This window comes from Bacteroides faecium (genome assembly GCF_012113595.1).
GTDB lineage: Bacteria > Bacteroidota > Bacteroidia > Bacteroidales > Bacteroidaceae > Bacteroides > Bacteroides faecium.
This window is the reverse complement of the sequence record NZ_CP050831.1, coordinates 6,100,222-6,114,485: the sequence shown is the minus strand read 5'-3', so window position 1 is coordinate 6,114,485 and position 14,264 is coordinate 6,100,222. Positions and strand designations below refer to the sequence as shown.

General features: G+C 42.7%; 11 protein-coding genes. 7 read left to right on the top strand and 4 right to left on the bottom strand.

The features are described 5' to 3' along the window. Window positions 1–12: 12 nt before the first annotated feature. From BacF7301_RS23240 to BacF7301_RS23225, 4 genes are all read right to left on the bottom strand, one after another. Window positions 13–525: a hypothetical protein gene (locus BacF7301_RS23240; protein ID WP_209319475.1), complete on the bottom strand. Its 513-nt coding sequence runs from the start codon at window positions 523–525 to the stop codon at window positions 13–15. Continuing rightward, window positions 515–1,084 (bottom strand): hypothetical protein, encoded by a 570-nt coding sequence (locus BacF7301_RS23235; RefSeq protein WP_167966589.1) that lies wholly within the window; start codon window positions 1,082–1,084, stop codon window positions 515–517. Before BacF7301_RS23235 ends, BacF7301_RS23240 begins: the two co-directional genes overlap by 11 nt. Window positions 1,085–1,166: 82 nt before the next feature. Then, window positions 1,167–1,862, bottom strand: coding sequence for a nucleotidyl transferase AbiEii/AbiGii toxin family protein (locus tag BacF7301_RS23230; protein ID WP_167966587.1), 696 nt, complete (start codon window positions 1,860–1,862; stop codon window positions 1,167–1,169). Between the two features lie 10 nt (window positions 1,863–1,872). Continuing rightward, window positions 1,873–2,445 (bottom strand): hypothetical protein, encoded by a 573-nt coding sequence (locus tag BacF7301_RS23225; protein WP_167966585.1) that lies wholly within the window; start codon window positions 2,443–2,445, stop codon window positions 1,873–1,875. Between the two features lie 247 nt (window positions 2,446–2,692). Here BacF7301_RS23225 and BacF7301_RS23220 point away from each other — a divergent pair, with 247 nt between their 5' ends. The 7 genes from BacF7301_RS23220 to fsa all read left to right on the top strand — a co-directional run bounded on the left by BacF7301_RS23220 (window position 2,693) and on the right by fsa (window position 14,123). Continuing rightward, a complete protein-coding gene (locus BacF7301_RS23220) occupies window positions 2,693–3,760 on the top strand; it encodes a FecR family protein (protein ID WP_167966583.1) in 1,068 nt (355 codons plus the stop codon). Between the two features lie 19 nt (window positions 3,761–3,779). After that, window positions 3,780–7,373: a SusC/RagA family TonB-linked outer membrane protein gene (locus BacF7301_RS23215; RefSeq protein WP_167966582.1), complete on the top strand. Its 3,594-nt coding sequence runs from the start codon at window positions 3,780–3,782 to the stop codon at window positions 7,371–7,373. Window positions 7,374–7,393: 20 nt separating this feature from the next. Continuing rightward, on the top strand, window positions 7,394–8,821 hold the full coding sequence (locus BacF7301_RS23210; protein WP_167966580.1) for a RagB/SusD family nutrient uptake outer membrane protein: 1,428 nt from the start codon (window positions 7,394–7,396) through the stop codon (window positions 8,819–8,821). A gap of 17 nt (window positions 8,822–8,838) precedes the next feature. Then, window positions 8,839–11,334 carry a zinc-dependent metalloprotease gene (locus BacF7301_RS23205; protein WP_167966578.1) on the top strand — a complete coding sequence of 832 codons (2,496 nt, stop codon included), beginning with the start codon at window positions 8,839–8,841 and terminating at the stop codon, window positions 11,332–11,334. 237 nt (window positions 11,335–11,571) lie between these two features. Continuing rightward, on the top strand, window positions 11,572–12,318 hold the full coding sequence (gpmA, locus tag BacF7301_RS23200; protein WP_167966576.1) for a 2,3-diphosphoglycerate-dependent phosphoglycerate mutase: 747 nt from the start codon (window positions 11,572–11,574) through the stop codon (window positions 12,316–12,318). Between the two features lie 28 nt (window positions 12,319–12,346). Then, window positions 12,347–13,399, top strand: coding sequence for a class I fructose-bisphosphate aldolase (locus BacF7301_RS23195; RefSeq protein WP_167966574.1), 1,053 nt, complete (start codon window positions 12,347–12,349; stop codon window positions 13,397–13,399). 67 nt (window positions 13,400–13,466) lie between these two features. Further along, window positions 13,467–14,123, top strand: coding sequence for a fructose-6-phosphate aldolase (fsa, locus tag BacF7301_RS23190; RefSeq protein ID WP_167966572.1), 657 nt, complete (start codon window positions 13,467–13,469; stop codon window positions 14,121–14,123). Window positions 14,124–14,264: the final 141 nt, after the last annotated feature.

Sequence of the window (14,264 nt, the reverse complement as noted above, 5' to 3'; positions counted from 1 at the left end):
TTGTTGATTGCTTTATGCTTTTTCAAGTACTTTCTCTATTATATTTAACCGTCTGACAAATTCGTTTTTATACTTCCAACTTTCATGTAAGTTAGCCCAAATTCTCAAACGATTTATAGCCACTTGAACAAAATATTTGTAATCAACTTCTATCAAACCTTCATCCACTAATTGACCTAATGCTGTTGCAATGACAGAGGAGTCAAGAGTGAAAATATATTGTTGGTCGTCAAATTCATCATTATCTATTTGACTTTTTATCTTGAGTTCGTCCACAAGATTTTCTTCGTTGTAGTCATCGTAGTCGTCAAATTCTCCCACACTTTCTATAACCCAGGCAATACAATATCCAACAGATATTTTTTTATTTTTCTTACGCCATTTTCGGAACTCACACAAGGCAGTATGTCCTTCATCTGAACCAAATGGAGATAATTCATCTGAAGCACTCCAGAAAAAATCTTCTGTCAGCAATTCTATTGCTCTTGCGTGAGCGTTATTTTTATCAATTCCTTCAAATTTCATATTCATAATTTATATTTATTCGTTTGTTATATGCTTTTTCTAACTCACTAAAAATTTGAAAACCTATATATGATTTAGGATTTGGATATTCCTTTCTATAATAACAATTCCAATAGCTAATCATCTGGCTTTTTGTTCTATTATAGAACTCGTTATTTTCAGATATAAAGTAAAGGTAATTTTCAATATTATTATCTATTTGAACTTTTATGTCAGGCAATATATCTTTTACATATTCACCTAATAACCTAAAGCAGAACGGTATTATCCAATACTCTGTACAGAATAACAGATTGCGCAAATGCTTCTGTCTAATAAAACCATCATGATGTTTGGTGAAAATGCAGTCTAAAATATATTTCTGTATAGTAGTCAAATTCCCGGACGCAGGCTCACTAAAATAAATTCGTTCCGGTATTGTTAAGAGGATATTATTAATTTTGACGTTATATGACCTCTTATGAATATCTCCGTCCTTGATTTTCAAATTATCAATGACTACTTGAACATCCTCTTTCAAATTTAGAGGGAAACACATTATTAGTTCTTCTTTTTTCATCGTCAATAGTGTTCGGAGAATAATCGATCTTTTGGGGAGATTTATCCGCTTGTTGGTAACCTTATTCCTGAAACGTCTGTTTCTACGCTAAAGTCGGGAACTCTTTGAAGAATTGCAGCAGTTGGATGGTTTCTTTACGAAGTTTCGTTCTGACAAAGGATTTCATCTTTGCATCGGTCAGTTCTCCCAATCCGCTTATCAGACTTTTGTCACTTGTCTGTTCCAGACGTTCCACGCACTTTTGTATGTAATCGGCAAGAGGAAGCCCCATGCGGTTCTCAACGATACCGGCATTGATAGCGGAATGATTCTGCAAGAAAAACCAACAGTCGAAGATGTCACGGCTTGTCACTTCTGAACGGTCGAGCAATGCGCACAACTTATGAGCGAACATATCCGATTGTACCAATACTTTCATTTCTATGCCTAACAGATTTTTTATCTCGTAGTGATTGTCGTAGATGCGATTGGATATTTCGACTTTCAATTTCCGCTCGCCCATGCCATAATCAAGTACGATAATGGGGTCGTAAAACTTCATGGCTTCATCGAATATTTTACCATATTTCAATAATATGGCGTGAACTTTCTCATATACTCTTTTTTCTTTGGCACTATCTAGCAAGTTGAAGTCCAAATCGACAGAAAACCTCGGAAGCTGGTAGAAAAACATCAAGGCTGTTCCGCCTTTAAATCCTAGACAGTTGGCAAGTTCCTTATCCGTATATATGTCTTTCAATACCTGCATCATGAAAAACTTATGCTTATTTATGTCCATATCGTCTTTATTACTTGTTGAATAATCGTTTCACTCTCATTTCCATTCGTCCGTTATTATAAATAGGCAACAATTCCTTCACCTTTTTATAGTCCAAAGCCCTCAGATTATCGAAATAATAGTCGGCGTTCAGGTACATTACATCAAGGAAAGCTCTCTCCGGAGTAGCCATATTGATGTTGTTCCTGCATATTATCCCTGTTGTGTTTGCTAGAATCTCACCCTTTATACGTCTGTAGCAAAACTCTTTGCCGTCAATTTCCACACTGCGGCTCAAGTAGCTGACAGATGAAAGGCGAGAATCATATTGAAATACCACGCCCGCTTTCTGAAGCACATATTCCAGCGACAGGTAAGATGGTGTGAAGAGCATACACGCCAGTTCTTCGGGATTATAGTTTTTCTTCGCGTAAAATCTCCGGCGCGGGTTCAGCAGCTTGCCTTCCTTCACGTAATAATTAAGACGCTTCGCCATTACGCCTTCTCTTTCTTCTCCAAGAAGAAGAGTGATTCCTGCAATTGAGAAAACCGTTTGTGGCGACTCATACAAGCGAATTAAGACACTCTTTTGTGAACTGTACATCTAAATATTTCGTATTATCAGTTTATATTTGTCTGCGAATATAGCTCTTATATCTTGCATTGCCAACGTTTCATGCTGTAAATAATATCTTTCTTCGATAATATTGCAATAAAAATACGTCATTCTATCTATGCAAGCAACTAAAAAGAGCATTTGTTCTTTCTGAATTTCCATCAAGAAAAAAAATCTCTCATAGGTGTCATTAATTTCGGTTGGCTCTACGTATTAAGATAAACAGTTGATTATTATGATGGAAAATCCAGACCAGAATTCAGATTATGCATTGCGTGCGATACAGGAACCGAGACTAAGGGAGACGGAAGAGTTCAACCAGTGGATTAGCGTACCTGAAAACAAGAAACTATTTCTTGACCTGATGGCTTGCAAGGAAGCTGTGATGCGTGAAAGCCTGGATAGGAGACGCAAGGCAAAAACGAAAACACGTATTTGGGTAGCGGCTTCTGCTGTGGCTGCCATTTTGGTTTTGGCCTTTCTTATACCTTCTTTACTTCCTTCTTTCTTTATAAAAAAAGAGGAACCGGTGCGATTCTTTGCCGCAACTGTCAGTGGAGAACATGTGATGCTGCAAATGGACGGTCATCATGAACAACAACTGTTGGAAGACAGTGTGATGGACATCAAAAAATGGAAAACATTGACGCCGGATACCACCTGCTGTCAAACGTTGACTACACCACGTGGAAAAAGTTTCCTATTAGTATTGTCCGACGGGACTAAAGTGTGGATAAATGCTGAAAGTAGCCTGCGCTATCCTGTCGCATTCAACGGGAAGGAACGACGGGTAGAGTTGAAAGGTGAAGCCTGCTTTGAAGTGGCAAAGGATGAAAAATGTCCCTTTATCGTAAGTGCCGACGGCATGGATACCCATGTGCTGGGTACTAAATTCAATGTACGTTCATACACAACAGAAGACCGCCACGTGACATTGGTGCAGGGAAAAGTGCAAGTGACCAACACGAACAGCCTTACATCCGTAGTACTTCAACCCGGACAGGACTTGACTTATACGGAAACCGGAGAAGAGAAAATATCGCGTGTCAACATAGCTACCTATACGGCATGGACAGAAGGAATGTTCTATTTTGAAGATTCGTCACTGGAAGAAATTATGAGTTCTCTGGGCAGATGGTACAACGTGAACGTCGACTTTGAACAGGTGGAACTATACAATATCCGCCTGAACTTTTGGACGAACCGCAACGCTCATCTGGACGAGGCGGTGGAACTGCTGAATAAACTGGAAAAAGTACATGTAGAATATCAGGACGGGACTATTACGATTAAACATATATAACTTTACAAATACAACTCTTATGAAAAAGCAACAAATTACATTGTCTCGCAAAAAGGCAATGAGAAAGGTCGTATGGATGAAAGCCGCCTTCTTATTGCTGATGTTTGTAACTGCCCTCTATGGACGGGCGCAAGATACGGACAGCAAATTGATTTCTTTGGAACTAAAGGAAGCGCCACTGGGAGAGGCTTTGAAGCAGTTCAGCAATGTGTCCGGTTATAAGGTGAATTTTCCTAGTGAAGATGTCGGAGCGTACCGGGTAAGCGTCAGCATACACCAGTTGGCACCTTTGGCGGCACTTCAGAAAATACTGGAAGGGAAACCTTTTGAATATGAGGTGAAACAACATTTTATCACTGTCCGTAAAGTGAAGCCTGCATCGACTACTCGTAAAGTCAGAAACGTCGAGGGGCGGGTAATGGATGAAAAAGGTGATCCGTTGCCGGGTGCGAACGTCCGGGGAATCGACAGCCCATTTGGAGCCATTTCTAATATTGAAGGATATTTTACTTGCAAAGTACTGGAAGGCACTCATACATTGGAAGTCTCTTATGTGGGGATGCAGACTGAAAAGGTGTCTATCAAAGGACGTACCAGCGTCAATGTAATTTTGCATGAGGACAAACAACAACTAGGTGACGTAGTCGTGACCGGTTATCAGCGTATCAGCCGTGAACGTTCTACTGCCTCTTTTGGCTTTATAGATTCTGAACAACTGACAAGGCAGATGCATAGTGACCTGGTGTCATCCCTGGAAGGACAAATAGCCGGTTTGCGTATGAATATTAATCCGAATAACGGTGATATGAGTCCCATCCTTCGTGGTGTAGGTACATTCTCAGATAAGGTAGGCACAATGCCGTTGATCGTCGTAGATGATATGCCGACCGACCTGACTTTGAGTGAGATAAATTCTTATAATGTAGAAAGTATTACAGTCTTGAAAGATGCCGCAGCAGCTAGTATTTATGGTGCTTTAGCTGCGAATGGTGTTATCGTAGTGGCTACGAAGAAAGCTCCAAAAGAAGGTACAAACGTGTCTATTAACGCCGACTGGTTTATCACTACCAAACCGAATTTCAAGAGCTTGAATCTGGCTTCTACCAGTGAAATCATTGATTACCAAACGGCTGTATTTGATGCCAATGTAGCCGAAATAGGGAGTGCATCGGGATACTTGTCCGGTTTTAAATCCGGATACTACAACCCTTTGTTCCAACTTTATCTGGATCGGGAAAATGGAAGTGTCAGCAGTGATGAGGTAAATGCCACTTTGAATCAATGGCGCAATAATGACTATTATAAAGAATATCGTGACAACGCCTGGCGTACAGCCGTGACCCAACGTTATAACGTGAGTATATCTCAAAAGACCGGAAATAACAATCACTTTCTTTCTTTCAACTATGAGACTGACAATCAGCGTATCATAAGCAGTAAGAGTAATCGGATTTCCTTGTATTACAAGTCGAACTATGCGATTACGAGTTGGATGAATGTGAACGCCGGCGTGGACGTACGCATGGGACGCAGCGACACACCGAATACAAGCTATACCAGCTATACCATACAGCAAAGGTATGAACGGATATTGGATGCCGACGGCAACCGTTATACGTCTCCTTACGTCAATATAGGCGGTTATCCGAACAGTGCTTATAATGGCAGTGTGGTAAGTCAGGCGGAATGTGTTTCACCTTACAAATCGTTTGGTTTCAATGTGCTCGATATGCTGGATGAAAGCAAGACGAAAGCGCACAATGTCAGTATCCGTCCATTTGTCAGTTTGCAGGCCCGTTTCCTGAAGATGTTTAAGTACAATTTTATGTATCAATATGAATGGAACAAGAGTAAGAGTGAGCAGTTTGACTCGGAAGATTCCTATCTGATGCGTATGTCGCATAACGGTATGGTTGACACGGACGGAAAATCGCATTTGCCGAAAGGTGGTCGATTTTATCAGACAGAAGTAGAAAGTAACCGCTATACAGTACGAAACCAGATAGATTTTGACAAAAGCTGGAAGGATCATACAGTGACTGCCATTGCCGGATTGGAATTCCGTGAAAACAAGATTCCGAAATCTACTCGTCAATTACTTTATGGCTATGATCCGCAGACGCTGACTTCCGATCAAATGAACTGGCAGACCTTCCGTGATGGCGTAGGAACCAGTGCCCTTTCCGGCAATACGATTACTTTGTCGGGGCTGTCCACCACTTTACAGGAGACACGCCATCGTTATGCGTCTTTTTATGCGAATGCAGCATACTCTTACCTGTCCCGCTATAATCTGTCGGGAAGTATCCGTTGGGATCAAACCGACTTGTTCGGTCTTGATATTCGTAACCAGCGTCATCCCTTATGGTCTGTTGGTGCTTCCTGGATCCTGTCGGAAGAGTCATTTATGAAAGAGATTTCCTGGTTGGATTATCTCAAAGTGCGTATGACTTATGGTATCAACGGTAACGTAGACCAAAGTTCGACCACTTATTTTGTTGTCAAGCAAAAGACACAGAGCAATCCTATTAAAACAACCTATCTGACGTACGATGATGATGATTTGCCTAATCCGAAACTGCGTTGGGAAAAGACTGCCACTTACAATGTGGGATTGGATTTCCGCCTGTTCAATAATGTGATTAACGGTAGTTTGGAATACTACAACCGCCAAGCGTCCGATTTGCTTGTACGTCGGTATATGGATCCGACTATAGGGGCGAAATCACGTGTTGTAAATAATGGCGAGATGCGTAACCGGGGTGTGGAATTTTCCCTCACGGCAAACATCGTCCGCAAGAAAGACTGGAATTTTGCTGTAGATTTCAACTTTGACCATAATAAGAACAAAATGCTGAAAGTGGATCACAGCGAATCGGACTATGCGTCACTTTTTATTATGAGTCCGCAGAACTATTTCATGGAAGGCACTAGCTATAATACACTATGGGCTTACCGTATAGACCGCATTGAGAACGGGTATCCGGTAGCAGTAGATAAAGATGGCAATGATTTGGTGAAATTCAATGAAGACGGCACGGTAGCCAGTATCACCAGCGGTTCATCGCTCAAAGGTACTGACGACTTGGTGAACCTTGGTTCACTGACTCCGAAATTCAGTGGCTCACTGGCTTTCAGGCTTAACTATAAGAATTTCGATTTGAACGCTTTCTTCGTGTATGCCGGCGGTAACAAACTGCGCAACAGTGTAGTGAGCATGAGTGACCAATTGGGAAGCCAGACGCTGAAAGGAATTTCCAACCGTTGGAGTGCGGATGCCCCGGATGAATTAGTACGTATGTATCTTGATATGCCGTCGCAGGTGAAATCTTATGCGGGTACTTTTCAGGATTGGTGGCAGTATGGTGATATGAATGTGAAAGATGCCGGTTATGTGAAATTGCGTAGCCTGAGTTTGGGTTATACTTTGCCACTGACTATCTGCCAGCATCTCCGTCTCAACTCGCTGAAAGTAAAGGTGCAAGTGAACAATCTGTTTACCTGGTGTAAGGCAGGGAGCGATATTGATCCCGAGAGTTACAATATGAATGGTGGAACACGTGGTATGGCTTCGCCCAAAACTTACTCCATCGGATTATCAACAAGTTTCTAACTATTTAAAAGACATAGGATATGCGTAAATTACTTTATATTTTGCCGATTATTCTCATAATAGGGTTTGCAGCTTGCGAAAATTATGTGGATATAACTCCCACAGGCAAGAAAACCGTGGATTCTACCCAAACTTATTACGAATTGATAGCACTGCCCAACCGGGCTTATTATCCGTCAGCCTTTGCTTTGTTGAGTGATAATGTATGGGCGAAGGAATCAAATATCATAGGTAATGAGTTTATCTCATGGGATGGTATTAATATGACTTTCAATGAGGAAGCCAACAGAAAAGAATTGAGTGACAACAATCTGTATGCAAACTGTTATGCATACATCTTGCGGTCGAATATTGTGATTTCATTGATAGACGACAGTCAGGGTGACAAAGACACCAAAGAACTGGCTAAAGCGGAAGCGAAGATCATGCGTGCATGGGATCACTTTATTGCAGTGAATACGTATGCGAAAGCCTATAATCCGGAAACGGCGGCGAATGACGGCGGGATTCCCATCGTCAGTAAATATGACTTGGAAGCTACTCCGACCAAATCGACTGTTGCCGAAGTTTATGATTTCATTATTAAGGATATAGAAGATGCACTTCCTTATTTGCAGGAAGAACCGGTAAATGTATATCATCCGTCCAAAGCGTTTGGTTATGCATTGGCTGCTCGCGTTTATCTGTTCCATCGAGACTGGAAGAAAGCGAAAGAAGCTGCGGAAGAATCGTTGAAACGGAACGGCAGTTTGATTGATTATGTGACTTTAGCGGATGCAGGCGGCCCGACCAAGGTGTCGACTTATGCCAAAGGCGGTAATCCGGAAATTTTGAATTATGCTTATATGGGGGGATACTCTGACAATTTGGCTTACACGTATGGTATGGCAAGTCCGGAGTTGGTGCAACTTTACGGACAGAATGACGAACGTATGAACCAATTCTTCAAAACGACCGGCAACAGTATCTATTACTTTGATGAAGGCTCCGGTGCTGCTTTATGGAATACTTCAATTACTTACTCTAAATTCCAGACGATGTCCGTAGGTATGCGTACTGCTGAAGTTTATCTGATTTTGGCCGAAGCTAAAGCACGGTTGAAGGATATATCGGGTGCTGTCGGGACTTTGAACTTGTTGCGGGAAAAACGAATCAGGGGTGCGGAAGCCGTATTGCCGGAACCGGCTACCGAACGGGCGATGGTGCAGGCAGTCATTGACGAACGCCGCAAAGAGTTGATTTCAGGATTCAGCCGTTTTTGGGATTTGAAACGATACAATACGGAAGCCGATTATGCGAAGACAATCACCCGTAAGTTTCCATTGGTTTCTACGGACGTTGAGCAGAAAACATACACACTGCGCCCGGATTCACGCTTGTATATCATCCCGTTCCCGGTAGATGCCCGTGAAAAGAACCCGAACATAACGCTGAACACTAACGAATAAAAAAATAAAGGGAAAACATGCGAAAGATTTTAATGATGGCTGTGTTGGTGCTCCTTACCTTGCAAGGTGTCGGAGCACATATCGGCGGTGAATGTCTGCTTGATAGCGGAAAGAAGAAATTAGTAGCCCAAGAGGACACTACCAAGAAAACTACACCTTATGAGAAACTGCTGAAAGAAGGCGGAAGCGAATGTGAGGGAATGTTTACAGTACGTCATATCAAAGATGACTGGTATTTTGAAGTACCGGATTCTCTGTTGGAACGGTTACTGTTGGTTGTTACCCGGTTTAAAGCCGTGCCGCAGGGTTTCAAGATGATTAGTGGCGAAGAGGTGAACCGGAGTGTGGTTTATTGGGAACAGCATAATGACAAGACTCTCTTTCTGCGCGAGTATGTGCAGTCACAGTTTGCCCGTCCGGGGGATAAAATAGCTGAGGCGTTGAAACAATCAACTGTAAATCCGGTTATTGGTAAGTTCGATGTTATCGGTAGGAATCCGGAAACTCAGGCACAGCTCATTAATGTATCCAAGTTTCTTCTGGGGGATAACAAAACATGTGGCTTTACATCAAGTGACCGTTCCATTCTGGGTATCGGCTCGTTAGTACAGGATCGTACATTTATGGATACTATCAAGACTTATCCTATTAATGTAGAGGTGACCACCTTGCGTACTTACAATATTACTTCCGGCAAGTTGCCGGCGGCTGCGACGGGTTCGGTGACTGTGAAATTGAATACCAGCATGGTAATGTTACCTAAAGAACCCATGCAGCCACGTCTGGCGGACGAACGGGTGGGATTCTTCCAGAATCCGGTAACTGAATTTTCGGACGACCAGCAGGTTACTGTGCGCGGATCTATCATCCAGCGTTACCGGTTGGAGCCGAAAGACCCGGAACGTTATCGCCGGGGACAACTTACCGAACCGAAACGTCCCATTGTATATTACATAGACCCTGCAACACCGAAGAAATGGATACCTTATCTTAAAGCGGGTGTGAAAGACTGGAATGTAGCCTTTGAAGCTGCCGGATTCAAAAATGCCATCATAGCTAAAGAATGGCCGGACGATCCTACAATGAGTTTGGATGACGCACGTTATAGCGTGTTGCGTTATCTGCCTTCGGAAAACGAGAATGCTTACGGGCCGCGTATTGTAGACCCTCGTAGCGGGGAAATCATGGAAAGCCATATCTGTTGGTATCACAACGTGATGAACTTGCTTAAAAAGTGGTATATGGTGCAGTGCGGACCTTTGGATAAACGTGCGCAGACAATGAACTTTGATGACGAATTGATGGGTACATTGATTCAGTTCGTTTCCTCACATGAGGTAGGGCATACCCTCGGATTGCGTCACAACATGGCGGCAAGTTCGGCTACGCCGGTAGAAAAACTGCGTGATAAAGCTTGGGTGGAAGCCAATGGTCACACGGTGTCGATAATGGATTATGCACGGTTTAATTACGTGGCGCAACCTGAGGATAAGATTTCCGGGAAAGGACTTTTCCCCCGTATTGGCGACTATGACAAATGGGCAATCAAATGGGGTTACCAGTATCGTCCCGAATTTAAAGACCCTTTTAAAGAGAAAGCGGCATTGCGTGCCGAAGTCACGAAGAAACTTCAGAACGACCGTCGTATGTTGTTTATCGGTGATGAAGGAAAAGGTGCTGACCCGCGCAGCCAAAGTGAGGATCTGGGTGATAACAATATGAAAGCGAATGAATATGGCATAAAGAACCTGAAAAGGGTGATGGAAAATATAATGACCTGGACAGCGCAGCCTGACGGCCATTATGACGACCTGAATACGATTTATAAATCAGTCCGTGCCCAACATCTGAAATACACTATGCATGTACAGAGAAACTTGGGTGGCCGTTATACCAATAATCTGCCGGGGATGAAACCTCATGATTACCTGCCGCGCAGTGTGCAGAAAGAGGCGATAGAGTGGTTTGGACGCAATCTGTTCGAGGCTCCGCTCTGGCTCTATCCGGATAAGGTGGTGAGTTGCACGGGAGTCAAACCTATGGATGAAATTCGTGACCGCCAAAATTCCTTAGTCACTTTACTGCTCGCGCCGGGAATGATGTATAATATCTATTCGTCTTCTTTGTGCGGTTCGGAACCGTATCCGCTTGATGAATATCTGAATGATGTGTTCACTGCGATATGGAAACCTTTGAACACTTCCAATGAGTTGGAAAATAATCTCCGTCGCCAGTTGCAACGGTCTTATCTGACATTTATCGGACGCATGATGAATCCCGAAAGCAAAGATATCGCCAATGCGAATGCGACATTCAGCCGTTCTGATATCCTGCTCTTTGTGGAAACACACTTTGACAAGGTGGAAGAATATGTGAAAAGACAGCTTGCCGTTTGCAAGGAAGGTGACTTGAATTATCGTCATTATGCAGCTTTGCTGCGGGACATTAAAAAGACAAAAGAAGCATATTACGGCAAAAATACCGATATATCTGCTTCAACAGAGGGCTTTTAAAACAAAACGCAAAACTAGGACCGATTTTTATGCATTAAATTCTCTCTCTTTTTGAATAAACTTGCTTTTCCCTTCGGGGAAAGGTGAGTTTATTTTTTATATACATGTTCCCCATATTTTACTGAACTACTGAAAAGAATCATCATTTTTGGGTATTGATAACTATTTATTTTCTGGTGAACTTTGTGGAGAAACAAAATGTTGTATATATAAAAAGAAGAAAGGAGATTTATAAGAATGAAAAAGATAGTATTGCTTCGTCATGGTGAAAGTGTCTGGAACAAGGAAAACCGTTTTACGGGCTGGACGGATGTAGACCTGACTGAAAAAGGAGTTGCCGAAGCGGAGAAAGCCGGTGTGACGCTGAAAGAATATGGATTCAATTTCGATAAAGCCTATACCTCTTATCTGAAAAGAGCTGTAAAGACACTGAACTGTGTACTGGACAAGATGAACCTGGACTGGATTCCCGTAGAGAAAAACTGGCGCTTGAATGAAAAGCATTATGGAGAGTTGCAGGGATTGAATAAAGCGGAAACTGCCGAGAAATATGGTGAAGAGCAAGTGCTCGTATGGCGTCGTAGCTACGATATTGCTCCTAATCCGCTTGCGGAGAATGATTTGAGAAACCCGCGTTTCGATTACCGTTACCATGAAGTTCCCGATGCCGAACTCCCCCGTACCGAATCTTTAAAAGATACCATCGAACGTATTATGCCTTATTGGGAATCGGATATATTTCCCAGTCTGAAAACAGCCCATACCTTATTGGTGGTGGCTCATGGCAATAGTTTGAGAGGTATCATCAAGCATCTGAAACATATTTCGGATGAAGATATTATAAAGCTGAACCTGCCTACTGCCGTGCCTTACGTTTTTGAGTTTGATGAAAACCTGAACGTGGCTAATGATTATTTCCTCGGTAATCCCGAAGAAATAAAGAAACTGATGGACGCGGTAGCGAATCAGGGGAAGAAAAAATAGAATAGTTACACATTAAAAAAACAAAGTTATGAGTAAAGTAGTTGAATTACTAAGAGATAAGGCCTGTTATTACCTGGACCACACTTGCGAAACCATTGATAAATCATTGATTCATGTTCCGTCTCCCGATACTATAGATAAGGTTTGGATTGATTCCGACCGGAACATACGCGTATTGAACAGCCTGCAAACCTTGTTGGGACACGGACGTCTGGCAAATACCGGTTATGTATCCATACTTCCCGTCGACCAGGATATTGAACATACCGCCGGGGCATCCTTTGCCCCGAATCCGATTTATTTCGACCCGGAAAATATCGTAAAACTGGCTATTGAAGGCGGTTGTAACGGGGTAGCTTCCACATTTGGTATTCTTGGCTCCGTGGCACGTAAATATGCCCATAAAATACCTTTCATTGTGAAACTGAATCACAATGAGTTGCTTTCTTACCCGAACAGCTTCGACCAAGTGATGTTCGGTACGGTTAAGGAGGCTTGGAATATGGGAGCGGTAGCCGTAGGAGCAACCATCTATTTCGGTTCTGAACAAAGCCGTCGCCAGTTGGTGGAGATTGCCGAGGCTTTTGAATATGCGCACGAACTGGGTATGGCAACCATTCTTTGGTGCTATCTGCGTAATAATGATTTCAAGAAAGGTGCTGTGGACTATCATTCCGCTGCCGACCTCACCGGACAGGCCGACCGCCTGGGAGTCACTATCAAAGCGGATATTGTGAAACAGAAACTTCCTACTAATAATGGTGGGTTTAAAGCCATCGGCTTCGGTAAAATTGATGAACGTATGTACACCGAATTAAGTTCCGAACACCCGATTGACCTTTGCCGCTACCAGGTAGCCAACGGCTATATGGGACGTGTAGGATTGATTAACTCCGGTGGAGAATCTCATGGAGAATCAGACTTGCGTGATGCTGTCATCACTGCCGTAGTCAATAAACGTGCCGGTGGTATGGGATTGATTAGCGGACGTAAAGCGTTCCAGAAACCGATGAATGAAGGCGTAGAGTTATTGAACACCATCCAAGATGTATATCTTGACCCGGAAATAACAATTGCTTAATCCCGGGTGAATGGAAATAAATTCTTATCTTTGACTATTAGATAGTTAACCATTAAAAATTAGAAGTATGAAGTTTTTTATTGACACAGCCAATTTGGAGCAGATTCAAGAGGCGTATGACCTCGGAGTACTTGACGGAGTGACTACCAACCCTTCGCTCATGGCGAAAGAAGGTATCAAGGGCACGCAAAACCAGCGTGAACATTATATCAAGATATGCGAGATTGTCAAAGGCGACGTGAGTGCCGAAGTGATTGCAACCGATTATGAAGGCATGATTCGCGAGGGCGAAGAACTGGCTGCGCTTAATACACATATTGTAGTGAAAGTGCCTTGCATTGCCGATGGTATCAAAGCTATCAAGTATTTCACGGAGAAGAGAATCCGTACAAACTGTACATTGGTCTTTTCCGTAGGACAGGCATTATTGGCTGCTAAAGCCGGAGCTACTTATGTTTCACCTTTTGTCGGACGTTTGGACGACATTTGTGAAGATGGGGTAGGGCTTGTCGGTGATATTGTACGTATGTATCGTACCTATGATTACAAGACGCAGGTACTTGCTGCTTCTATCCGCAATACGAAGCATATCATCGAATGTGTGGAAGTGGGAGCGGACGTTGCTACTTGTCCGTTGAGTGCTATCAAGGGCTTATTGAATCATCCGTTGACGGATTCGGGATTGAAGAAATTCCTGGAAGACTATAAGAAAGTGAATGGTTGAGTAAGCAATGAAACTTGCAATATATTAAAATTATTAGGCACGGATTACGCGGATTACACGGTTTTAAGAGATTGATTAATCAAAAACCGTGAAATCCGTGTAATCCGTGCCTGAATAATATTTATTTCTCGTGTAGTTGCT